This window comes from Burkholderia sp. MSMB0856, assembly GCF_001524645.2.
Taxonomy (GTDB): Bacteria; Pseudomonadota; Gammaproteobacteria; order Burkholderiales; family Burkholderiaceae; genus Burkholderia; species Burkholderia diffusa.
Window position 1 is genome coordinate 2,079,105 of the sequence record NZ_CP013427.1, and the last position, 21,999, is coordinate 2,101,103.

A 21,999-nucleotide genomic window follows, 5' to 3' on the forward strand; every position below is an offset into this window, starting at 1 on the left:
GACGACAACAATCGAACCAAGGAAGCAAGTCATGAGCTGGAACGTTCGCATCGGTATCAATCCCCTGTCGTGGATGAACGACGACCTGCCGTCGCTCGGCGGCGAGACGCCGCTCGAGACGGCGCTGAAGGAAGGCGCCGAAATCGGCTATGCGGGCTTCGAGCTCGGCAACAAGTTTCCGAAAACGGGCCCCGAGCTGAAGGCGAAGCTCGCCGAATTCGGGCTCGTATGCGTGTCGGGCTGGTATTCGGGCTTTCTCGCGGAAGTCGAACCCGGCATGAGCGACGCCGATGCGCTCGCCGCCGAAATCGAGCGCTGCCGCGCGCACATGACGAAGCTGCAGTTCAACGACGTGAAGGTCGTGGTGTACGGCGAATGCGCGGGCACGATCCAGGGCAACATCGACACGCCGGTCGCGAAGCGTCCGCGTTTCGTCGACGACGAAGCCTGGCGACGCTACGCGGCACGCCTCGACGCATTCGGCGCGCACCTGCTCGAGACCTACGGGATCAAGCTCGCCTACCATCACCACATGGGCGCATACGTCGAATCGCCCGCCGACGTCGACCGGCTGATGGCGCTGACCGATCCGGCGAAGGTGTTCCTGCTGTTCGACACGGGCCACGCGTATTTCGGCGGCGCGGCCGATCCGGTCGCACTGCTGAAGAAACACGTGTCGCGCGTCGTGCACGTGCACTGCAAGGACGTCCGGCCGCAGGTCGTCACGCAGGCGCGCAACGGCGGCTGGAGCTTCCTGAACGGCGTGATCAACGGCACCTTCACGGTGCCGGGCGACGGCGCGCTCGATTACGAAGCGACGCTGCGCACGCTGAAGGACGCCGGCTACGAAGGCTGGCTCGTGGTCGAGGCCGAGCAGGACCCGGCCGTCGCGCCGAGCTATCAGTATGCGAAGAAGGGCTACGAATCGCTGCGCGCGATCGTCGACCGGTTGAGCGCTTAAGCCCCGTCACCCCATTGTGGAGCCCCGTTCCATGACGATTTCTCCCCTGCTGGTCAAGGCATCCGCCGACCGCGAAATCTGCAACGTGACGCCCGAGTCGGCCGGCTGGAAACACGTCGGCTTTCGCGCGCTGCGCCTGAAGGCCGGCGACACCGAAACGCTCGATACCGGCGCGCGCGAGCTGTGCGTCGTCGTGCTTACGGGCACGCTGCGCGCGCAAGTCGACGGCGAAACCTACGATGCGCTCGGCAAGCGCGACAGCGTGTTCGAGGAAGTGTCGCCGGACGCGCTGTACGTGCCGGGCGGCAAGACCGTCACGCTGGTCGCGACGCGCGATGCGGAAGTCGCGCTGTGCACCGCGCCTTACGCGAGCGGCGACAAGCGCGTGCAGCGCCTCGACGGCGAACGGATGCGGCGCGCGGTGCGCGGGCAAGGCACCAACACGCGCTACGTGTGCGACATCCTGATGGGCGACAACCCGGCCGCCGATCGCCTGCTCGTCGTCGAAGTGATCACGCCCGCGAGCCACTCGAGCAGCTATCCGCCGCACAAGCACGATCGCGACGCGGCGCCGGACGAAACGTCGCTCGAGGAAACCTATTACCACCGGATCGATCCGCCGCAGGGTTTCGCGTTTCAGCGCGTGTACACGGACGATCGCAGCCTCGACGAGGCGTGCGCGGTCGAGAACCACGACGTGGTGATGGTGCCGCGCGGCTATCACCCGGTAGTCGCGCCGCATGGCTACAACCTGTATTACCTGAACGTGATGGCCGGGCCGAGCCGCGCATGGGCGTTCAAGAACGACCCCGCGCACGAATGGATGCTCGACGCGGCACCGAGGCGCTAACGCGCTGATGCGCTGAACGATCGACGGCTGGCACGCGACACGCAGGACGAGGACGCGCGCGTGAGCCGGATTTGCGACGACACGGAGCTGCCATGGCGACCACCTTCCCGCGCTTCGCACCCGCGCCCTTCTGCGACACCGCGTCGACTCCAACGCTGTCGCACTTCGATGCCGACGTCGCGCGCCGGCTCGGCGACATCGCCGTCAATCTCGCGGCGCGCCGCGGGCTGCCGATCGCGGTCGGCATCGTCGGCGAAGCCGCGCCGCTGTTCTACTGCGCGCTGGACGGCAGCCGCGCGAACGACAGCGACGCGATCCGCCGACGACAGAACACGGTGTTCCGTTTCGGCGTCAGTTCGCTCGAGGTCGGCGCGCGTTTTCGCCACGCCGGCTGGTCGTTGCAGTCGCAGGGATTGTCGGACGCCGACTATGCGCTCGACGGCGGCGGCGTGCCGTTGCGGCTTGCCGGCGGCGGCATCGTCGGCGCGATGACGATCGCGGGGCTCGACGACGCATGCGATCACGCACTCGTCGTCGAAAGCCTGCGCTGGCATGTCGGCGCGAACGCGCTCGCGATGATCGCGTAGCCGCGCGCGCCGACTCGCGCGGTCAGTGCAGCCCGCCGCTCGCGACGAGGCGCTCGCCGGTCAGCCAGCGGGAGTCGTCCGATGCGAGGAACACGGCGACCGACGCGATGTCGTCCGGCTCGCCGAGGCGGCCGAGCGGCGTTTCGCTGCGCACCTGCTTCTCGAGATCCGAACCGATGATGCCCGCGCTGTGCGTGCCTTCGGTCACGATCATGCCCGGGTTGATCGCGTTCACGCGGATCTTGCGCGGGCCGAGCTCGAGTGCGAGCACGCCGGTGATCGCGTCGACGGCGCCCTTCGTGCCGCTGTATACGGCGCTCGCGGGCGGCGTGATGCTCGTCACCACCGAGCTGATGTTGATGATGCTCGCGCCTTCGCCGAGATGCTTGACGGCGGCCTGCGTGGTCAGCAGCACGCCGAACACGTTCGTGTCGAATTGCCGGCGGTAGTGCTCTTCGGTGATCGCCTCGATCGGCGCGAATTCGTACACGCCGGAATTGTTGACCAGCACGTCGAGACGGCCATAGGTCTCGATCGCGGTGTCGACGATGCGCTGTGCGTCCGCTGCCTTCGACACGTCGCCGCCGACCGCGACCGCGCGGCCGCCCGCCTCGACGATCGCGCTCACGACCGCGTCGGCACCGGCCTTGCTGCTCGCGTAGTTGACCACGACCGACGCGCCTTCGGCGGCCAGCGCCTTCGCGATCGCGGCGCCGATCCCCTTGGAGCCGCCCGTGACGATTGCTACCTTGCTTGCCAGCTTGCTCATGATTTCATTCCTCAGTCGGAAGACTTTCGATGGATGGGTGCCGATCGCGCCTGTCGCGGCGCACACCGGCCTTGCTGGCAATCTTGGCGGTTCGCGCGGCGGCGATAAAGCGGCTCGATGCGAATTGACTGGCGGAGTTATCCGAACAATCGGCGGACGGACGGTCAGCCGGCACTCAACCATGCACTGACGACGTCGGCGCCGAGCCCGTCGAGCGGGCCGTCGTAGACGATCCGACCGCGCCCCATCACCGCGACGCGCCGCGCGAGCCGCGGCGCGAGCTGCAGCCGCTGCTCGATCAGCAGGATCGCGACGCCGTCGGCCTGCAGCGCGGCGAGACACGCGCCGACCTCGTCGACCGCGCGCGGCGCGAGCCCTTCGGCCGGTTCGTCGACGATCAGCACGCGCGGGCGGCCGGCGAGCGCGCGCACCAGCGCGAGCACCTGCTGTTCGCCGCCCGACAGCCGTCCGGCCTTCACGTCCGCCCGCGCGGCCAGCAGCGGAAAGCGCGCGAGCAACCGGTCGAGCGCCGCGCGTTCGGCCGCGCCGTGCACGCCGCGCAGCCCGAGCCGCAGGTTGTCGCGCACGCTCAGCAGCGGGAACACGTCGCGGCTTTCAGCGACGTAAGCGACCCCGCGCCGCGCGATCTCGAACGTGCGCGCGCCCGCGCATTCGGCGCCGGCAATGCGCACCGAGCCCGCGGTGCGTACGAGCCCCATCACGGCCTTCGCGAGCGTCGAGCGGCCCGAGCCATTGCGGCCGAGCAGCGCGAGCGTCTCGCCCGGCGCGAGCGCGAGATCGACGCCGTCGAGCACGGGCTGCATTCCGTACCACGCGCGCAGGCCGCGAATGTCGAGCAGCACGCTCATGCGCCCTCGCCAAGATAGGCCGCACGCACGGCCGGGTCCGCGCGGATCGCGTCGGGTGCGCCGGTCGCGACCACCGCACCGCGCACGAGCACCGTGATGCGCTCGGCGAAGCCGAACACCGCATCCATGTCGTGCTCGATCATCAGCACCGTGCGGCCCTGCGTCGTCGCGCGGATCAGCGCGATCATCCGCGCCGCCTGATCGCGGTTCATGCCGGCCGTCGGTTCGTCGAGCAGCAGCGTGCGCGCGCCGCTCGCGAGCGCGATGCCGAGATCGAGCGCGCGCTGTTCCGCATAGCCGAGTTCGCCGGCCAGCGTGTCGCGCCGCGCATCGAGACCGATGTCGCTCAGCACGCGCGCGGCCGCACGATCGACCGACGCGGATTCGCGCAGCCGGTTCCACCAGCGCCGCCGCTCGGCCGGCGCATGCAGCCCCGCGCAGCGCAGGTTGTCGAACACGCTCAATCGTGCGAACGCGCTCGTCTGCTGGAAACTGCGGCCGATGCCGAGCCGGCTCGCCACGACCGGCCCGCGCCCGCGCAGCTCGACGCCGTGCAGCATGACGCGCCCGCGCGTCGGCCGCGTCGCGCCGGCGATCACGCCGAACAGCGTCGACTTGCCCGCGCCGTTCGGCCCGATCAGCGCGTGACGCTCGCCGGCCGGGACGTTCAGCTCGATGCCGTCGAGCACGGTTTGCGCACCGAAGCGCTGCACGATCCCGTGCAGCGCGATCGCATTACCGTTCATCGCCCGTCCTCCCGCTTGCCGTGCCCGTGGTTCTGGAACCGCGCGCGCCAGGCCCACAGCAACGTGCCGATGCCGGCCGCCGAGCATGCGACGACCCAGCCCGCCGGCGCATCGGCGTCGATGCCCCACGCGCCGAACGCAATGCCCGCGCCGTCGTCCTGCGCGAAGCGCCATGCATAGCCCAGTTCGGCCGCGCAGACGATCGCGACGGCCCAGAACGCACATGCGCCAACGCCGCACAGCACGCGCCAGCGCTCGGCCGGCGGCGCGTCGCCGCGCGACGCATGCGCAAGCGTCTGCGCGATGCCCGCGATCCCGCGCGGCGCGGCGACGACGACCGCGACGAACAGCACGCCGAGATACAGCGCCCATGCGCGCGACACGCCCGCGACGACGATGCTCAGCGCGGTCAGCACCACCGCGCCGGCCGCCGGCCCGAAGAACGTGCCGGTGCCGCCGATCACCGCGGCGATCAGCACGGTCGCCGAACGCGCCATCGACACGCTGTCGGGCGTCGCGATCTCGACGTCGATCAGCGTCAGCGTGCCGGCAATGCCCGCGAAGAACGACGCGCAGGTCACCATTGCGAGCCGCACGCGACGCGGCTCGGTGCCGAGCGCGGCAACGCGCGCGGGGTTGTCGCGCACCGCGTTCGCGAGCCGCGCGAGCGGCGTGCGCGTCAACGCGTGCATCGCCACCGCGGAGACGATGCACCACGCGGCAATCACGGCGTAGGCCTGCGTTTCCGCGCCGAAATGCCAGCCGCCCAACGGCGTGCCGCTCGCGCGATCGATCGGTACGCCGCCGAGGCCGCCAAACCACGCGGGCACGCTCCACGCCGCGGCCGCGACGCACTCGCCGAGGCCGAGCGTGATCATCGCGAACACGGTGCCCGCGCGGCGTGTCGCGAGCAGGCCGGCGACGAACCCGAAGCCCGCGCCGGCCACCCCGCCGACGAGCGGCAACAACGGCAACGGGCCACCGACATGATTGAACCAATGCGCGGCGGCGAATGCGCCAAGGCCCGCGAACGCGGCATGACCGAACGACAGCAGCCCCGTCGTGCCGAGCTGCAGGTTGTACGACAGCGCGAGCACGACGAGCGCGGCCGTCTGTGCGAGATAGCCGAGCACCGCGCCATGCGGCCACAGCCACGCCGGCAGGATCAGGCACGCGGCGAACAGCACCCAGCGCAACGCGCCGGCCCGTGCGCCGCTAGCCATCGACACGCTCGCCGAACAGTCCGCGCGGACGGGCAACCAGCACCGCGACGAGCAGCAGGTACGGGACCAGCGGTGCGAGCTGCGCGATCGACACGGCAGCGACGCTGTCGGGCAGCGCGACGCCCGACCATTGCGCGAGGTCGCGCAACGACGTGTCGCTGGCCGCCGCGAAGGTCTGCGCGAAGCCGACCGCGAGCGACGCGACGAACGCGCCGCCGAGCGAGCCGAGCCCGCCGATCACGACGACCGCGAACACGACCGACCCGACAGTCTCGGCCAGCGCCGGTTCGATCACCGCGAGCGGCGCGCCGATCACGCCGGCCAGCGCCGCGAGCGCGGTGCCCGCGCCGAACAGCCCCGTCATCATGCGCGGCACGTCGTAGCCGAGCGCCTCTACGGCCGCGCGGTGCGTGAGCGCGGCGCGCACGACGAGCCCGATGCGCGACGCGCGCAGCAGCACGCCGAGCGCGACCAGCATCGCCGTGGACATCGCCATCATGAAGAGCCGGTAGCGCGGCAGCGCGAGGCCGAACACGGCCACGGGCGCGCCGTCGAACAGCGGCGGCACCGGGGCCGGCAGCGGCGCGAGGCCCCAAAAAAGTTTCGTGCCCTCGCCGATCAGGTATGCGAGCCCGAAGGTCAGCAGCAGCTCGCTCGTGTGCCCGTGCGGCTGTACGCGGCGCAGCAGCCAGCGCTCGCAGCCGGCACCGAGCAGTCCGACCGCGAGCGGCGCGAGCGCGAGCGCGGGCCAGAAACCCGCGCGGGCCGCGATGCTGTATCCGATGTAGGCGCCGAGCATGTAGAAGCTCGCATGCGCGAAGTTGAGCACGCCCTGCACGCTGAAGATCAGCGTGAGGCCGGCCGACAGCATGAACAGCAGCAACCCGTAGCTGAGGCCGTTGAACGCCTGGAGCGCGAACGCGTGCACCGCCACGCGCCCGTCAGCCGGCGAGCGGTTCGAGCGCCGCGCGCAGCGCGTCGGGCAGCGGCACCGGGCGGCGCGTGCCGCGATCGACGTACACATGCACGAAATGCCCCTGCGCGGCCGGCGCGGCCTCCCCTGCCGCGAACAGCCCGATCTCGTAGCGCACGCTCGACGTGCCGAGCTTCGCGACGCGCAGCCCCGCATCGACCGACTGCGGAAACACGAGCGGCGCGAAGTAGTTGCATTGCGTCTCGACCACGAGCCCGATCGTCTGCCCGTGCTCGACGTCGAGCACACCCGCGCGGATCAGGTATTCGTTCACGACGGTGTCGAAGTAGCTGTAGTACACGAAATTGTTCACGTGTCCGTAGACGTCGTTATCCATCCAGCGGGTCGTGATCGGCAGGAAGTGGCGATAGGCGTCGCGGGAACGCGGCTGCGGCTTGTCGGACATGGCGATGGCGGTCAGGAGGAAGAAGACGAAGCGGACGGCGCGCGGTGGCCGTGCGAGACGGCGCGCCGGCGAACGGCGGGTTGCCGCGTCGCGACCGTGCGCGGCGCGGCAGATGACGTGCCGGGAACGGCGCGGCCCGTCACTGCCCCGCTCGATCGACGAATTCGAAATCGAGGCCGCGCGCGCGCATCCAGTCGGCCAGCGCGTAGCCTGTGCCGGCGCGCCACGGGCGCAGCAACGGCGGCTCGACGAGCCGGTATTCGAGCAGCTCCGGCGACAGCGCGACGGTGCCCGATGCGCGCACGTGATACGCGATGATCAGCTCGTTCTTGCGGATGAATTCATAAACGCCGACCAGCGTGACCTGCTCGGCCTTCAGCGCGGTTTCCTCGAACACCTCGCGCGCGATGCCGTCCTCCGGCGTCTCGCCGTTCTCGAGGAAACCGGTGATCAGCGCGAACATCCCCTCCGGCCAGGCCGCATTGCGCGCGAGCAGGATCTTGCCGTCGAGCTCGACGATCGCCGCCACCACCGGCAGCGGGTTGTTCCAATGGACGTAGCCGCACTCGTCGTCCGGGCAGGCCTGGCGGACACGCCCGCCCTCGTGTTCGGGATCGGCGCGCTCGGTCAGCGGACGCGCGCAGCGCGGGCAAAAACGGTAGTCGGCGATGGTCATCGATGAGGATCTGGCAAGCGCCGACGGCGGCCGGCAAGCCGCCTCGCACGCCTGCCCGGCGCGGGAAAGGCTTCATTCTAGCGAGTTTGCCCGCGTCGCTGACGATCCGGCCCCGATGATGTCAGGGTTGCATGCGCGGTTGCGCACGCCCGCGTGCGGCCGTCGCCGCGAAGCCGGCGGCACCGACGAGCAAGGCAGCCGCCGCGACCCACAACGCCGGCGAGAACGACCCGAAGCGCGCGGTCAGCGGTGCCGCGACGAGCGGGCCGAGAATCTGCCCGCCCCCGTACGACGCGGTCGCATAGCCCATCAGCCCGGCCGCGCGCTCGCCGTGCAGCCGCCGCGCCTCGCGCATCGCAAACAGCGTGATCGCGGTGAACGGCAGGCCGAGCAGCGCGCTGCCGATCGAGAAGCCCGCCGCATTCGGCCACACGATCCCCGCTGCGATTCCGAGCGCCTGCGTCGCGCAACCGGCGGCGAGCAGCAGCCGGTTGTCCCAGTGGCCGGGCAGCCGCGCGGCCGCGATCGCGCCGACGATCAGCGCCGCGCCGAACATCGGCCAGAACAGATCCGGCCACGGCGAGCCGGCCGGCAGCGCGGCGCGCGCGATCACGGGCAGGAACGTCGCGGTGATGATGTAGCCGAAGCCCGGCATCCCGTACAGGACGACGAGCCATGCGGCGTCGGCGCGATGGCGCCGCGCGTCGTGCGGTGCAGCGTCCGTCGCCGCATGCCGGACGGGCGCGGCCGACGAAACGGTTGCCGCCGCCGGCACCGGCGCGCTGCCGAACGTGCGCCAGATCGCGATCGACAGCACCGCAGACAGCGCCGCGAAACCGAGCCAGCCGGGCGCCGCGCGATGGCCGGCCAGTGCGCTGCCGATCAGGCCCGTCAGCACGATGCCGACGCCGGGCCCCGCGTAGATCACCCCGCTCCACTCGGGCGCGTGCAGCTCGGCGAGCCGCCGCAGCCCCCATTGCGACACGAACACGAACGTCCATGCGCTGACGACGCCCGCGACGAAGCGCACCGCCAGCCACACGGGCAGCAGGTGACCGACGCCCATCGCGGCGGTCAGCAGCACGGTGGCGCCAAGCCCGAAGCGCACCATCCGCGCATGCTCGACCCGCACCACCGCGCAGCTGACCGCGCCGACGAAATAGCCCGCGTAGTTCGCCGACGCGAGCCAGCTGCCGGCCTTCAGGCCGATCGAACCGTCGGCGAGCATCAGCGGCAGCAGCGGTGTAAACGCGAAGCGGCCGACGCCGAGCGCGACCGCGAGCCCGATCATGCAGGCTACCGCGGCCGCGCGGGCGCGGCGGTCGGCGTGATCGGACAGGTGTACGCCGGCGGCGCTTGGGGCATCGGAACGGGACATGTCGGCATGGGCCGCGCGGGTTGTGCGACGGCCGGAACGGGAATCGGATTGCTTGTATCGTAGCTTGACCGAATGTTCTCTAAAAATGAATAATTGAGAATCCATCCATCGCACGGAGAGAATCATGGACCTGGCGGCGCTGGCGATTTTCCGGGCCGTCGTGCGCGAGAACGGCATCACGCGCGCGGCGGCGAAGCTCAATCGCGTGCAATCGAACGTGACGACGCGCATCAAGCAGCTCGAGGAGGAACTCGGCACGGCGCTGTTCGTGCGCGACGGCCGCCGGCTCGTGCTGACGCCGGCCGGGCACACGCTGCTGCCGTACGCGGAGCGGCTGCTCGAGCTTGCCGACGAGGCGCGCGATGCGGTGCGCGAGGACACGCCGCGCGGGCGGCTGCGGCTCGGCACGATGGAAAGCACGGCCGCGAGCCGGCTGCCGACCGTGCTCGCGCGCTATCACCATGCGTGGCCCGACGTGTCGCTGGAGCTCGTGACCGGCACGACCGGTTGGCTGATCGACAAGGTGCGCGACTTCGAGATCGACGCGGCGCTGTTCGCGCGGCCGCCCGAGCCGGACACGCTGCCCGACACGTTCGAGACGGTGCCCATTTTCCGCGAGGATCTGGTGCTGCTGACGCCGCGTGGCCATCCGCCGGTGCGCACGCCGCGCGACGTGATCCTGCCGACGCTGATCGCGTTCGAGCGCGGCTGCACGTACCGGAAGTATGTCGAGCGATGGTATGCGGCGCACGGGATGAAGCCCGCACGCGTGCTCGAACTGGGTTCGTATCACGCGATCGTCGCGTGCGTCGCGGCCGGTGCGGGCATCGCGGTCGCGCCGCGCTCGGTGCTCGAGCTTCAGCCCGAGACCGGCAACGTCGCCGCTCATACGATCGCGGAACTCGAAGGGATCGACACGCTGCTTGCGTGGCGGCACGGTTACGCGTCGGCGGCGCTCGCCGCGTTGCGCGATGCGCTGGGCGATGCTGCGCGGGAATCGGGGGATGCGCCCGCGTTGCCGGCGACGGCATTACCGGCCTGATTCAGCCGCGCCGCCGCGCCGGCACGCGCTCATCCTGGGCACCGGCAAAAACAAAACGACCCGACCGGCCACTGCCGATCGGGTCGTTCTTTCGTGCGCTGCGATGGGGTCAGCAAGACCGCATCGCATCAACCATACCGATCAAAGACGCTCTTCGACCCAGCCCTTGACGCCTGCCAGCGCGCCCGGCAGATTCGCCGGTTCCGTGCCGCCTGCCTGCGCCATGTCCGGTCGGCCGCCGCCCTTGCCGCCCACCTGCTGCGCGACGAAGTTCACGAGCTCGCCGGCCTTGACCTTCTTGCTCGCGTCCGGCGTGACGCCCGCGATCAGGCTGACCTTGCCGCCTTCGACGGCCGCCAGCACGATCGCCGCGCTCTTCAGCTTGTCCTTCAGCTTGTCGACCGTTTCGCGCAGCGTCTTCGCGTCGGCGCCGTCGAGCGTCGCCGCAAGCACATACACGCCGCCGATTTCGACGGCCTGCTGCGCGAGTTCGTCACCTTGGCTCGACGCGAGCTTCGACTTCAGCGCGCCCAGTTCCTTCTCGAGCGACTTCACCTGGTCCTGCACCTGCGCGATGCGCTGCGTGAGTTCCGACGGCTGCGCCTTCAGCGCGGCCGCGGCTTCGTTCACGCGGGCGTCGAGCTCCTGCACGAAGCGAACGGCGTTGTCGCCGGTGATCGCCTCGACGCGGCGGATGCCGGCCGCGACGCCGCCTTCGACGACGATCTTGAAGAAACCGATGTCGCCGGTGCGATGCACGTGCGTGCCGCCGCACAGTTCGCGCGAGAAGCCGAGGTCGAGCACGCGCACTTCGTCGCCGTACTTCTCGCCGAACAGCGCCATCGCGCCACCCTTCACCGCTTCGTCATACGGCATCACGCGCACGATGCCCGGCGCGTTCGCGAGGATTTCGTTGTTGACGATCTGCTCGACGCGACGAATTTCGTCGTCGGTCATCGGCGCGTTGTGCGCGAAGTCGAAGCGGGTTTTCTCCGCGTCGACGAGCGAACCCTTCTGTTGCACGTGCGAGCCAAGCACTTCGCGCAGCGCCTTGTGCATCAGGTGGGTGGCCGAGTGGTTGCGCTGCGTGCGCGCGCGGCGGTGCGCGTCGATTTCCGCGCGCAGCACGTCGCCGATCTTCAGCGTGCCCTGTTCGAGCGTGCCGTGATGGCCGATCACGTCGGCCTGCACCTTCAGCGTGTCGGCCACCTCGAAGCGCGTCGCGGCGTTCGCGAGCACGCCCTGGTCGCCGACCTGGCCGCCCGATTCCGCGTAGAACGGCGTGTGGTCGAGCACGACGACCGCATCCTGGCCGTGCTTCACTTCGTTGACGGCCGAACCGTCGACGTACAGCGCGACGACCTTCGCGTCGTCGAACGCGATTTCCTCGTAGCCGTGGAACGTGGTCTTCGCGCCCGAATACTCGAGGCCCTGCGTGGCCTTGAACTTGCCGGCCGCGCGCGCCTGCTCGCGCTGGCGCGCCATCGCGTCGTCGAATGCCGGCTCGTCGACCGTCATCCCGCGCTCGCGGCACACGTCGGCCGTGAGGTCGAGCGGGAAGCCGTAGGTGTCGTGCAGCTTGAACGCGAGTTCGCCGTCGAGCACCTTGCCGCCCTTCGCCTCGACCTCCGCCAGCGCGGCCTCGAGGATCGACATCCCGTGCTCGATCGTCTCGAAGAAGCGCTCTTCTTCCTGGCGCAGCACGTCCGTCACGCGCTGTTCGGCTTCCTTCAGTTCCGGATACGCGGCGCCCATCTCGGCGACGAGGTCGGCCACCAGCTTGTGGAAGAACGAGCCCTTGCGGCCGAGCTTGTAGCCATGGCGGATCGCGCGGCGCACGATGCGGCGCAGCACGTAGCCGCGGCCTTCGTTGCCGGGAATCACGCCGTCGACGATCAGGAACGAGCACGCGCGGATGTGATCGGCGATCACCTTCAGCGAGTTGTTGGTGAGGTCGCTGATCTCGGTCACGCGCGCGGCGGCCTTGATCAGGTTCTGGAACAGGTCGATCTCGTAGTTGCTGTGCACGTGCTGCAGCACCGCGGCGAGACGCTCGAGGCCCATGCCGGTGTCGACCGACTGCTTCGGCAGGCGCGTCATGTTGCCCTGCGCGTCGCGGTTGAACTGCATGAACACGAGGTTCCAGATCTCGATGTAGCGGTCGCCGTCTTCTTCAGGCGACCCCGGCGGGCCGCCCCAGACGTCCGGGCCGTGGTCGTAGAAGATTTCCGTGCACGGGCCGCACGGGCCGGTGTCGCCCATCGTCCAGAAGTTGTCCGACGCGTAGCGCGCGCCCTTGTTGTCGCCGATGCGGATGATCCGCTCGGTCGGCACGCCGACTTCCTTCGCCCAGATGTCGTAGGCTTCGTCGTCTTCCTGGTAGACGGTGACCCACAGCTTTTCCTTCGGCAGCTGGTAGACCGTGGTCAGCAGCTCCCACGCGAACTTGATCGCGTCGTGCTTGAAGTAGTCGCCGAACGAGAAGTTGCCGAGCATCTCGAAGAACGTGTGGTGGCGCGCCGTGTAGCCGACGTTCTCGAGGTCGTTGTGCTTGCCGCCCGCGCGCACGCTGCGCTGCGCCGTGGTGGCGCGCGAGTACGGACGCGGGTCCGTGCCGAGGAACACGTCCTTGAACTGGACCATGCCCGAGTTCGTGAACATCAGCGTGGGGTCGTTACCGGGCACGAGGCTCGACGAGCGGACGATCGTGTGGCCCTTCGATTCGAAGAATTTGAGAAATTTCTCGCGGATTTCGGCAGCTTTCATGGCGTGCGGGGAATGTCTGGCTGAGACGGCTTCAAACGCCGGCCGTCCTCGCGGACGCACGGCGGGCAAATATCGTAAACGGTCGATTATACGATACAGATCGGCGGCCCTGACGGCAGCGGCCCGGCGCGGCGGACGACCGGCCTGGGCCACCCATGCGGCCGATTCGCCTTAAGATGCTCGGCATGCCAATCCGCCTTGCCCCGGCCGGGCGAGCCATGAAAGGAGACGATTCGACGATGGGTGCCCTGAGCCATATCCGCGTGCTTGACCTGACCCGCGTGCTCGCGGGCCCGTGGTGCGCGCAGACGCTCGCCGACTTCGGCGCGGACGTGATCAAGGTCGAGCGCCCCGGCGCGGGCGACGACACGCGCCACTGGGGGCCGCCGTACCTGAAGGACGCGAACGGCGACGATACGGCGGAGGCCGCGTATTACCTCGCGGCGAACCGCAACAAACGCTCGGTGACGGTCGACATCGCGACGCCGGAAGGCCAGCAGATCGTGCGCGAGCTCGCCGCGCAGAGCGATGTCGTGCTCGAGAACTACAAGGTCGGGCAGTTGAAGAAGTACGGGCTCGATTACGAATCGCTGCGCGCGGTGAAGCCCGATCTCGTCTACTGCTCGGTCACGGGCTTCGGCCAGACGGGCCCGTACGCGCACCGCGCGGGCTACGACTTCATCGTCCAGGGAATCGGCGGTTTCATGAGCATCACCGGCGAGCGCGACAGCGAGCCGGGCGGCGGCCCGCAGAAGGCCGGCGTCGCGATCGCCGATCTCGCGACGGGCCTCTACTCGACGATCGCGGTGCTCGCCGCGCTCGCGCACCGCGACCGCACGGGCGAAGGCCAGTACATCGACATGGCGCTGCTCGACGTGCAGGTCGCGTTGCTCGCGAACATGAACACCAACTTCCTCGCGAGCGGCAAGCCGCCGGTGCGCTGGGGCAACGCGCATCCGAACATCGTGCCGTACCAGACGTTCCAGACGCGCGACGGCTGGATCATCGTCGCGGTCGGCAACGACGGGCAGTTCCGCAAGTTCGTCGAGGCCGGCGGCCGGCCCGAGCTGGCCGACGACGAACGGTTCGCGACCAACCCGTCGCGCGTGCGCCATCGCGACACGCTGGTGCCGATCCTCGCGGAAATGGTGAAGACGCGCGGCAAGGCCGACTGGATCGGCGCGCTCGAAGCGGCCGGCGTGCCGTGCGGGCCGATCAACGAACTCGACGAGGTGTTCGACAACGAGCAGGTGGTCGCGCGCGGGATGCAGGTGTCGCTGCCGCACCCGTGCGGCGCGGACGTGAAGCTCGTGCGCAATCCGATCCGGATGAGCGCGACGCCGCCCGACGCGCGCACCGCCCCGCCGCTGCTCGGCGCGCAGACGGAAGACATACTGCGCGACATGCTCGGCTACGACGAGGCGCGCATTGCGGCGCTGAAGGCGAAGCAGGCGATCTGAACGGCCCCGGACGAGCGCGCCGCGACACCTCCGGGTGTACACGGCGGCGTGCCCGGGCGCCGGCGGACGCTGACGGGATCGATGGACCGACGGTTAGCGGTTAGCCGCTAGCGCGCGAGCGCATCGAGCCAGCCTCGCGCGTCGGGCCAGTCGCCGAGCCCGCTGTCCGCGTTGATGTGGCCGCGCGGGCCGAGGTCATGGAAAGTGCTGCCCCACGCGTGCGCGCAGCCGCGCGCGAACGCGATCGAGCCGTACGGATCGTCGCTGCTTGCCACCACGCAGGTCGGAAACGGCAGCCGCTCATGCGGCACCGGGCCGAAACCGTGCGCGTCGGCCGGAAACGCCGGCCCGGCCGGATCGGGCAACGCGACGAGCAACGCGCCGCGCACCTTCGCGAGCGCGGCCGGCCGCGCGTAGCGGGTCGCCCACCACGCGGTGGTCAACGTGCCGAGGCTGTGCGCAGCGATCGTCACGGGGCCCGGTGCGGCCTCGACCGCGCGGTCGAGCGCGAGACACCAGCCGTTGCGGAACGCACGGTCCCAGTCGGGCATCGCGACGCGCACGAAACGCGCGTCGGCGCGCTCCCAGCGGCTTTGCCAGTGGAGCGGACCGGAGTTGCCGTAGCCCGGCAGCACGAAAACGAAAGAATCGCTCATGGAGGGTTCGTCGACGAATGAAGTCGTTATGTGACGTCGACGAAGTGTCGCACACCCGCTCCTCCCTGATGCTGCCTGTCGAATCGCGGAATGGATGTGCGGAGCAAGAACGGGCCGTGATGCGGCAACGCCGTCACGACCAGCCGGCGCTCACGCGCGCCGGCTTCGATCAGCGCACGCCGGCGCCGACCAGGCCGCCTGCCGCGGCGCCGGCAACCGTGCCGACCGGGCCGCCCGTGATCAGGTAGCCGAGCGCGCCGCCCGCGGCCGCGCCGATACCGGCGTTACGTTGCGTATGCGTCATCGCGCATGCGCCGAGTTGCGACAGGGCCGCGACGATTACCGCGGTACGAACGAGAAAAGTGGTCTTCTTCATCATGATTGTTGGTGTCCTCCCGCCAGCAAAAAATACGAATGGCGGCATTGAATCGGTAAAGCCATCATAGGAAACGCCGAATGCGCCGGGCAATCCGATTTACGTCGTGTTACAGCCGACACACAATCGAGATATTGCGGTTCCGCACCGCGAACCGGCCCGCCCGGTGGCGCAACCCGCGCGGGACGGACCCCGGTCAGGTAGAATTACGGGATTAAACCGGCGCGACGCGCCGACACAACCTGACGCCAACCGCATGAGCACCGAACGCAACGACGCCCCCGCGGCTTCCAACTTCATCCGCAACATCATCGACGACGACAACCGCACCGGCAAATGGGGCGGCCGCGTCGAGACGCGCTTTCCGCCCGAGCCGAACGGCTATCTGCACATCGGCCATGCCAAGAGCATCTGCCTGAACTTCAGCGTCGCGCGCGACTACGGCGGCGTGTGCCACCTGCGCTTCGACGACACGAACCCGGAAAAGGAAAGCGTCGAATACGTCGACTCGATCGTCGACGCGGTCCGCTGGCTCGGCTTCGACTGGCGCAAGGACGCGGTCGATCACCAGTATTTCGCGAGCGACTACTACGACAAGCTGTACGAATTCGCCGAATTGCTGATCCAGCGCGGCAAGGCGTACGTCGACAGCCAGAGCGCCGAGGAAATGCGCGCGAACCGCGGCTCGCTGACCGAAGGCGGCAAGCCGTCGCCGTTCCGCGACCGTTCGCCCGAGGAAAACCTCGACCTGTTCCGCCGGATGAAGGCCGGCGAGTTCAAGGAAGGCGAGCACGTGCTGCGCGCGAAGATCGACATGGCTTCGCCGAACATGAACATGCGCGACCCGGTGATCTACCGGATCCGCTACGCGCACCACTACCGCACCGGCGACGCATGGTGCGTGTATCCGATGTACGACTACACGCACTGCATCTCGGATGCGCTCGAAGGCATCACGCACTCGCTGTGCACGCTCGAGTTCGAGGATCACCGCCCGCTGTACGACTGGGTGCTGAACGAACTCGCGGACGCCGGCATGTTCACGCGTCCGCTGCCGCAACAGATCGAATTCTCGCGCCTGAACCTCACGTACGCGATCACCAGCAAGCGCAAGCTGCTGCAGCTCGTCACCGAAGGCCACGTCGAAGGCTGGGACGACCCGCGCATGCCGACGATCGTCGGGATCCGCCGCCGCGGCTTCACGCCGGAAAGCATCCACCTGTTCTGCGAGCGGATCGGCGTGACGAAGGTCGATTCGTGGATCGACATGAGCGTGTTCGAAGGCGCGCTGCGCGACGACCTCGACGACAAGGCGCCGCGCTCGGTCGCCGTGCTCGATCCGCTGAAGCTCGTGATCGACAACTACCCGGAAGATCTCGAGGAAGCGTGCACGGCCCCCGTGCATCCGCATCACCCGGAGCGCGGCGTGCGCACGTTCCCGATCTCGCGCGAGCTGTGGATCGAACGCGAGGACTTCGTCGAGAACCCGCCGAAGGGCTATTTCCGCTTGTTCCCGGGCAACAAGGTGCGCCTGCGCTACGGTTACGTGATCGAGTGCACGGGCTTCGACAAGGACGCCGACGGCAACGTGACGGCCGTGCACTGCAACTACTTCCCGGACAGCAAGTCGGGCACCGAAGGCGCGAACAACTACAAGGTCAAGGGCAACATCCACTGGGTCAGCGTGAAGCATGCGCAGGCGGCCGAAGTGCGGATCTACGACCGGCTGTTCAAGGAGCCGCATCCGGACGCGGGCGGCGCGAACTTCCTCGAAGCGCTGAACCCGGACTCGAAGAAGGTCACGCAGGCCTATGTCGAACCGGGCGCCGGCGACGTCGCGCCGGAAACGCGCCTCCAGTTCGAGCGTCACGGCTATTTCGTCGCCGACCGCGTCGATTCGAAACCGGGCAAGCCCGTGTTCAACCGGATCGTCGGGCTGCGCGACAGCTGGGGCAAGCCGGCCTGACGGCGTGGTCCATGCGCGGCGCCGAGCCGGCGTCGCGTGACGATAAAAAAACCGGCCTTCGGGCCGGTTTTTTATTGCATGCGCGGGATCGTCGGGATCGAAGCGGCTGCCCTCACGCCCCCGCCAGCCGCCGATGCAGATCCGCGAGCGACAGCGTCGTGCGAAACAGCCGCGCGAGGCTGCGGCTCGCATACGCGTCGACGTCGCCGGGCGCGGTCCAGCGATATGCGTCCATCTCGGGAATCGGCGAGCCGTCGCGACGGCTCGGGAACAGCGACGTGCACGTGCAGTGCGCGGGATCGATCTCGTCGTCCGCGACCCGCACCGCGAACAGGTGCAGGTCCTTGTCGTGACGGTATGCGAAGCGGCCCAGGTCGAGCAGCCGCGCCGCCGCGAGTTCGATGCCGGTTTCCTCGCGCAGCTCCCGCAGCGCCGCGTCGGCCGGCGATTCGCCGGGCTCGCCCTGCCCCTTCGGAATATCCCAGTGTGTGGTGTCCGTCGCGTGCGCGAGGAACACCCGACCGGCCCCGTCGAGAATCACGACGCCGCACGAAACCGTGCGCGGCGCACCGCTGCGCTTCATTGCTCGCGCGCTCAGCGCTTCTGCAGCTGCCACTTGCCCGCGGCGGTCTTGCAATAGACCGGCTTGAGCGTCATCGTCTGGCCCTTCGCGGAAATGTCGGTGGCGATTTCGCGGCAGGTCTTGCCGTCGTTCTCGGACGTCGACGGCGTCAGCTTCGCGTCGATCTGGGTGCCGCGACCGCTGCTCTGCCACGTCGTGGTCTCGCCGTCCTTGCCTTCGTCGCGCGCCTGCACGACGGCCTTGGCCAGCGACGCGCGGTCGGCCTTGCTGAAGTAGGCCAGCGGCGTGTCGTTCAGGAAGCCGAGGTTGCTTTGCGCGTGGGCGGGCAGCATCGCGGCTGCGCACGCGGCGCCGGCCAGCACGCGCGTGACGACGGAAAGGGATGCACGCATCGACATGTGTTGTTCTCCTTGGATGTTCGATCGAACGGCGTGGCGCACGGCCGGCACACCGGCACGCGCCACGCCCGTCAGCCAGCGAGCATAGCATGCGTGCCGCGAGGGTCGCGTTCTAGCGCGCGGCCGACGTGGCCGCCGGTTGATATCCGTCGGTCAGCGTGTTCAGGAACGCGATCACGTCCTTGATCTCGGCCGCGTTCAGCGCGGGGGCGTCGCCGCGCTTGCGGTCGAACGGCGGTTCGCGGTTGATGTTCGGCCAGTAGCGCTTCGGCAGGTCGTCGTACACCTGCACCTTGCCGTGCACGACCGGATAGAACTTCTCCGGATGGATGTCGCGCTCGACGTAGAAGCGCATCACGTCCTCGAGCGAGTGGTACACGCCGTTGTGGAAGAACGTCTTGCGCAACGCGACGTTGCGCAGCGACGGTGTCCGGAACAGCCCGCAGAATTCGTCGCGGCCCTTCAGGTCGGTGCGCTCGGGGCCGCACGCGCCGAGATCGTGGAAGCGCGGATCGCGATTGACCGGCAGCGCGCGGTTACGCGGCACCGCGATCGCGATCAGACCGAAATCGCTGAACTGCGGCGGCCCGCCTTCGAGCGTGCGCTGGCTCACGTGACAGCTCGCGCAGTTGCCCTTCTTCTCGTCGTTGAACAGTTGCAGCCCGTGCAACTCGGCGGGCGTGAGCTGCGCGTGGCCGGCCAGATACGCGTCGTACTTGCTCGTGTACGGATCAAACAATGCCGGCTGCTGCTGGAATGCGTCGAGCGCACGCAGCACCGCACCGAAAGTCGCCTGGTCGTCGCCGAGGACCCGATCGCCGAACGCCTTGCGGAACGCGTCGGCATAGGGCGCGGCACGCACCGCCTGCGCGACCCGCGCCGGCGAGCTGCTCATCTCGAATGGCGACGTGAGGGGAATGCGCGCCTGCGCATCGCGCGTGTCGACGCGACCGTCCCAGGTCAATCCGCCGGTCGGGCCTGCGTCGATGCTTTCGTCGCCTTCGTCGGGCGAATCGTGGAAGTGCTCGGTGAACGGCGGAATGCCGCGCACGTATTTCAGCGACGGCACCGCGCGAAAACCCATGCGATGCATGTCGTCGCCGCCGAGTTGCACCGACAGCGCGTTCGGCGGGCCGAACGCGTGCTCGACGCTATGACACGACGCGCACGCGAGCTTGCCTGAGCCGGACAGCGACGGATCGAAGAACAACTGCTTGCCGAGCGCCGTCATCTGCTTCACGCCCTCGAATACCTGCGCGCGCGTCTGCGGCTGGCTGGCCGGCGCGACCGCCGGAGCGGCTTGCGCCGCCGATACGACGGCGACCGCCTGCGCGTTCGCGCCGGGCCGCGCATCGCAACCGGCGAGCGGCGCGAGCCCGCCCATCAGCGCGAGCGTCGCCGCGGCAGGGATCAACGATCGCGCGAACGCGAGGGATTTCAGAAGGCTGTGCATCGTCGTTCTTCTTGTAGCGGTGGGCAATCGGCCGGAGCTTATGTCAGTTCCGTGACCGGTGCATGACGTTCGACCGACAGTCAATTGAAAGCGCCCCTACACCCGGCTGTCAAACGGGTTCCAGATAATGCGCGCAGCCGGTCGGTGCCCCGTGGCCCCTGCTCCGGTCTGACGCCACCCGGTTCCCACACGCGACAAACGACGAATGAGAGAGAACATCGCATGAAGAAGCACGCCTGGATTCGCTACACGCCGATCGCCCTCGCGGCCGCGCTCAGCCTGACCGCCTGCGGCGGCGACGATGTCACGCAGCAAGGCCTGTCGGCCGTGAAGAACGTCGTCGTGATCTACGCGGAAAACCGCAGCTTCGACAACCTCTACGGCAACTTCCCGGGCGCGAACGGTCTGCAGAACGCAACGGCTGCGAACTCGGTGCAGAAGGATCGCGACGGCTCGACGATGGCGACGCTGCCGAAGATCTGGGGTGGTCTGACGGCAACCGGCATCACGCCCGCGGTCACCGAAGCGATGACGGCGAACCTGCCGAACGCCCCGTTCGCGATCGACGATCCCAACGGCTTCAACCAGTCGATGAGCATCGCGACGCGCGACATCGTGCACCGCTTCTACCAGGACCAGATGCAGATCGACGGCGGCAAGAACGACATGTATGCCGCATGGACCGATGCGGGCGGCCTGACGATGGGCCACTACACGCCGGATCCGTCGAAGCTGCCGCTGTGGAAGATCGCGCAGCAATACGTGCTGGCCGACAACTTCTTCATGGGCGCGTTCGGCGGCTCGTTCCTGAACCACCAGTACCTGATCTGCGCGTGCGCGCCGTTCTACGCGAACGCCGACAAGAGCCCGGCGGCCGGCAAGATCGCAGTCCTGAACGCCGACGGCAAGTCGCTGGCAGTCGCCGCGAACTCGCCGGCATCCGCGCTGAGCGGCCCGCCGAAGTTCGTCAACGATGGCGCACTGACGCCGGACTTCTACGGTGTCAACACGATGCAGCCGGCGTACCAGCCGAGCGGCAACAAGGCCGCGACGGGCGGCGACCCGCTGCTCGCCGACCCGGCCAACCCCTCGACGATGCCGCCGCAGACGGCGACCAACATCGGCGACCTGATGACCAATGCCAACGTGTCGTGGGCATGGTATAGCGGCGCATGGGGCCAGGCACTGCAGGCGAGCCAGAACGGCACGTCGAACGTGATCTACGGCGCCGACCTCTCGACGCCGAACTTCCAGCCGCACCATCAGCCGTTCAACTACTACGCGAACCAGGCACCGGGCACCGCGAACCGCGCGCAGCACCTGCTCGACGGCGGCGCGAACGGCGCGGAATTCATCAAGGCGATCGACGCGGGCACGCTGCCGCAAGTCACGTTCTACAAGCCGCAGGGCAACCTGAACGAGCACCCGGGGTATACGGACGTCACCTCCGGCGATCAGCACATCGCGGACGTGATCGCGCACCTGCAGGCCAGCCCGCAGTGGAAGAACATGGTCGTGGTCGTCACGTACGACGAAAACGGCGGCTTCTGGGATCACGCCGCACCGCCGAGCGGCGATCGCTGGGGCCCCGGCACCCGCATTCCGGCGCTGATCGTGTCGCCGTTCGCGAAGAAGGGTTTCGTGGACCATACGCAATACGACACGGGTTCGATCCTGCGCTTCATCACGCGTCGCTTCTCGCTGCCGCGCCTCGCGGGCCTGCAGCAGCGCGACGACGCGCTGAAGGCAAATGGCGCGCAGCCGATGGGCGACCTGACGAACGCGCTCGCGCTGTCGCCGAACCTGTAACGGCATCGCGGCGAACGGGCCGGCCGCGCTGCCGGCCCGGACGAACGAAGGG

21 protein-coding genes are annotated in these 21,999 nt (G+C 68.8%); 7 read left to right on the forward strand and 14 right to left on the reverse strand.

The genetic code is table 11. The features are described from left to right. Positions 1-31 precede the first annotated feature (31 nt). The 3 genes from iolE (at position 32) to WS87_RS10930 (ending at position 2,398) form a co-directional block, all read left to right on the forward strand. Entirely contained in the window at positions 32-961 is a 930-nt protein-coding gene (iolE, locus tag WS87_RS10920; RefSeq protein WP_059817974.1) for a myo-inosose-2 dehydratase, read from the forward strand. A 31-nt stretch (positions 962-992) separates the two neighbouring features. Then, on the forward strand, positions 993-1,811 hold the full coding sequence (iolB, locus tag WS87_RS10925; RefSeq protein WP_059817972.1) for a 5-deoxy-glucuronate isomerase: 819 nt from the start codon (positions 993-995) through the stop codon (positions 1,809-1,811). Positions 1,812-1,903: 92 nt separating this feature from the next. Continuing rightward, on the forward strand, positions 1,904-2,398 hold the full coding sequence (locus tag WS87_RS10930; RefSeq protein ID WP_059817970.1) for a heme-degrading domain-containing protein: 495 nt from the start codon (positions 1,904-1,906) through the stop codon (positions 2,396-2,398). Positions 2,399-2,420: 22 nt separating this feature from the next. Here the strand turns inward: WS87_RS10930 and WS87_RS10935 are convergent, their stop codons facing one another. The 8 genes from WS87_RS10935 to WS87_RS10970 form a co-directional block, all read right to left on the reverse strand. Beyond that, positions 2,421-3,167 carry a glucose 1-dehydrogenase gene (locus WS87_RS10935; protein WP_059817968.1) on the reverse strand — a complete coding sequence of 249 codons (747 nt, stop codon included), beginning with the start codon at positions 3,165-3,167 and terminating at the stop codon, positions 2,421-2,423. A gap of 164 nt (positions 3,168-3,331) precedes the next feature. Further along, complete coding sequence (locus WS87_RS10940; protein WP_059817966.1) at positions 3,332-4,036, reverse strand: ABC transporter ATP-binding protein; 705 nt, start codon at positions 4,034-4,036, stop codon at positions 3,332-3,334. Further along, on the reverse strand, positions 4,033-4,782 hold the full coding sequence (locus WS87_RS10945) for an ABC transporter ATP-binding protein (protein ID WP_059817964.1): 750 nt from the start codon (positions 4,780-4,782) through the stop codon (positions 4,033-4,035). Before WS87_RS10945 ends, WS87_RS10940 begins: the two co-directional genes overlap by 4 nt. Then, positions 4,779-6,005 (reverse strand): branched-chain amino acid ABC transporter permease, encoded by a 1,227-nt coding sequence (locus tag WS87_RS10950; protein ID WP_059817963.1) that lies wholly within the window; start codon positions 6,003-6,005, stop codon positions 4,779-4,781. Before WS87_RS10950 ends, WS87_RS10945 begins: the two co-directional genes overlap by 4 nt. Continuing rightward, positions 5,998-6,933 carry a branched-chain amino acid ABC transporter permease gene (locus WS87_RS10955; RefSeq protein ID WP_059818276.1) on the reverse strand — a complete coding sequence of 312 codons (936 nt, stop codon included), beginning with the start codon at positions 6,931-6,933 and terminating at the stop codon, positions 5,998-6,000. The genes WS87_RS10950 and WS87_RS10955 overlap by 8 nt, the downstream gene beginning before the upstream one ends. Before the next feature lie 13 nt (positions 6,934-6,946). After that, positions 6,947-7,384, reverse strand: a complete 438-nt coding sequence (locus tag WS87_RS10960; RefSeq protein WP_059817961.1) for an acyl-CoA thioesterase — start codon at positions 7,382-7,384, stop codon at positions 6,947-6,949. A gap of 139 nt (positions 7,385-7,523) precedes the next feature. Then, complete coding sequence (locus WS87_RS10965) at positions 7,524-8,060, reverse strand: NUDIX domain-containing protein (protein WP_059524079.1); 537 nt, start codon at positions 8,058-8,060, stop codon at positions 7,524-7,526. A 121-nt stretch (positions 8,061-8,181) separates the two neighbouring features. Continuing rightward, positions 8,182-9,438, reverse strand: coding sequence for a YbfB/YjiJ family MFS transporter (locus tag WS87_RS10970; protein WP_059817959.1), 1,257 nt, complete (start codon positions 9,436-9,438; stop codon positions 8,182-8,184). A gap of 124 nt (positions 9,439-9,562) precedes the next feature. On the opposite strand from WS87_RS10970, the gene WS87_RS10975 reads away from it, so the two are divergent. Then, positions 9,563-10,480, forward strand: a complete 918-nt coding sequence (locus WS87_RS10975) for a LysR family transcriptional regulator (protein ID WP_059817957.1) — start codon at positions 9,563-9,565, stop codon at positions 10,478-10,480. A 141-nt stretch (positions 10,481-10,621) separates the two neighbouring features. Here the strand turns inward: WS87_RS10975 and alaS are convergent, their stop codons facing one another. Next, complete coding sequence (alaS, locus tag WS87_RS10980) at positions 10,622-13,246, reverse strand: alanine--tRNA ligase (protein WP_059817956.1); 2,625 nt, start codon at positions 13,244-13,246, stop codon at positions 10,622-10,624. Positions 13,247-13,485: 239 nt separating this feature from the next. On the opposite strand from alaS, the gene WS87_RS10990 reads away from it, so the two are divergent. Then, positions 13,486-14,706, forward strand: coding sequence for a CaiB/BaiF CoA transferase family protein (locus WS87_RS10990; RefSeq protein ID WP_059817954.1), 1,221 nt, complete (start codon positions 13,486-13,488; stop codon positions 14,704-14,706). 107 nt (positions 14,707-14,813) lie between these two features. On the opposite strand, the gene WS87_RS10995 is transcribed toward WS87_RS10990, so the two are convergent. Then, a complete protein-coding gene (locus WS87_RS10995; RefSeq protein WP_059817953.1) occupies positions 14,814-15,362 on the reverse strand; it encodes an RBBP9/YdeN family alpha/beta hydrolase in 549 nt (182 codons plus the stop codon). A gap of 169 nt (positions 15,363-15,531) precedes the next feature. Beyond that, positions 15,532-15,741, reverse strand: coding sequence for an ornithine acetyltransferase (locus tag WS87_RS11000; protein ID WP_006497729.1), 210 nt, complete (start codon positions 15,739-15,741; stop codon positions 15,532-15,534). A 253-nt stretch (positions 15,742-15,994) separates the two neighbouring features. On the opposite strand from WS87_RS11000, the gene WS87_RS11005 reads away from it, so the two are divergent. Next, positions 15,995-17,704 (forward strand): glutamine--tRNA ligase/YqeY domain fusion protein, encoded by a 1,710-nt coding sequence (locus tag WS87_RS11005; protein ID WP_059817951.1) that lies wholly within the window; start codon positions 15,995-15,997, stop codon positions 17,702-17,704. Between the two features lie 112 nt (positions 17,705-17,816). Here WS87_RS11005 and WS87_RS11010 read toward each other — a convergent pair whose 3' ends face one another. The 3 genes from WS87_RS11010 to WS87_RS11020 form a co-directional block, all read right to left on the reverse strand. Continuing rightward, complete coding sequence (locus WS87_RS11010) at positions 17,817-18,287, reverse strand: NUDIX hydrolase (protein WP_059524067.1); 471 nt, start codon at positions 18,285-18,287, stop codon at positions 17,817-17,819. A gap of 11 nt (positions 18,288-18,298) precedes the next feature. After that, positions 18,299-18,685, reverse strand: a complete 387-nt coding sequence (locus WS87_RS11015) for a hypothetical protein (RefSeq protein WP_059524065.1) — start codon at positions 18,683-18,685, stop codon at positions 18,299-18,301. 112 nt (positions 18,686-18,797) lie between these two features. Continuing rightward, the gene (locus WS87_RS11020) at positions 18,798-20,138 is read right to left on the reverse strand and encodes a cytochrome-c peroxidase (protein ID WP_059817950.1); all 1,341 of its coding nucleotides are present in this window, start codon (positions 20,136-20,138) and stop codon (positions 18,798-18,800) included. Positions 20,139-20,360: 222 nt separating this feature from the next. On the opposite strand from WS87_RS11020, the gene WS87_RS11025 reads away from it, so the two are divergent. Next, a complete protein-coding gene (locus WS87_RS11025; RefSeq protein WP_059817948.1) occupies positions 20,361-21,947 on the forward strand; it encodes an acid phosphatase in 1,587 nt (528 codons plus the stop codon). The last annotated feature ends 52 nt before the right edge of the window (positions 21,948-21,999 follow it).

Coding starts and splice junctions, on each gene's coding strand:
- iolE (WP_059817974.1), top strand. CDS start 32: ATGAGCTGGAACGTTCGCATCGGTATCAATCCCCTGTCGTGGATGAAC.
- iolB (WP_059817972.1), top strand. CDS start 993: ATGACGATTTCTCCCCTGCTGGTCAAGGCATCCGCCGACCGCGAAATC.
- WS87_RS10930 (WP_059817970.1), top strand. CDS start 1,904: ATGGCGACCACCTTCCCGCGCTTCGCACCCGCGCCCTTCTGCGACACC.
- WS87_RS10935 (WP_059817968.1), bottom strand. CDS start 3,167: ATGAGCAAGCTGGCAAGCAAGGTAGCAATCGTCACGGGCGGCTCCAAG.
- WS87_RS10940 (WP_059817966.1), bottom strand. CDS start 4,036: ATGAGCGTGCTGCTCGACATTCGCGGCCTGCGCGCGTGGTACGGAATG.
- WS87_RS10945 (WP_059817964.1), bottom strand. CDS start 4,782: ATGAACGGTAATGCGATCGCGCTGCACGGGATCGTGCAGCGCTTCGGT.
- WS87_RS10950 (WP_059817963.1), bottom strand. CDS start 6,005: ATGGCTAGCGGCGCACGGGCCGGCGCGTTGCGCTGGGTGCTGTTCGCC.
- WS87_RS10960 (WP_059817961.1), bottom strand. CDS start 7,384: ATGTCCGACAAGCCGCAGCCGCGTTCCCGCGACGCCTATCGCCACTTC.
- WS87_RS10965 (WP_059524079.1), bottom strand. CDS start 8,060: ATGACCATCGCCGACTACCGTTTTTGCCCGCGCTGCGCGCGTCCGCTG.
- WS87_RS10970 (WP_059817959.1), bottom strand. CDS start 9,438: ATGTCCCGTTCCGATGCCCCAAGCGCCGCCGGCGTACACCTGTCCGAT.
- WS87_RS10975 (WP_059817957.1), top strand. CDS start 9,563: ATGGACCTGGCGGCGCTGGCGATTTTCCGGGCCGTCGTGCGCGAGAAC.
- alaS (WP_059817956.1), bottom strand. CDS start 13,246: ATGAAAGCTGCCGAAATCCGCGAGAAATTTCTCAAATTCTTCGAATCG.
- WS87_RS10990 (WP_059817954.1), top strand. CDS start 13,486: ATGGGTGCCCTGAGCCATATCCGCGTGCTTGACCTGACCCGCGTGCTC.
- WS87_RS10995 (WP_059817953.1), bottom strand. CDS start 15,362: ATGAGCGATTCTTTCGTTTTCGTGCTGCCGGGCTACGGCAACTCCGGT.
- WS87_RS11000 (WP_006497729.1), bottom strand. CDS start 15,741: ATGATGAAGAAGACCACTTTTCTCGTTCGTACCGCGGTAATCGTCGCG.
- WS87_RS11005 (WP_059817951.1), top strand. CDS start 15,995: ATGAGCACCGAACGCAACGACGCCCCCGCGGCTTCCAACTTCATCCGC.
- WS87_RS11010 (WP_059524067.1), bottom strand. CDS start 18,287: ATGAAGCGCAGCGGTGCGCCGCGCACGGTTTCGTGCGGCGTCGTGATT.
- WS87_RS11015 (WP_059524065.1), bottom strand. CDS start 18,685: ATGTCGATGCGTGCATCCCTTTCCGTCGTCACGCGCGTGCTGGCCGGC.
- WS87_RS11020 (WP_059817950.1), bottom strand. CDS start 20,138: ATGCACAGCCTTCTGAAATCCCTCGCGTTCGCGCGATCGTTGATCCCT.
- WS87_RS11025 (WP_059817948.1), top strand. CDS start 20,361: ATGAAGAAGCACGCCTGGATTCGCTACACGCCGATCGCCCTCGCGGCC.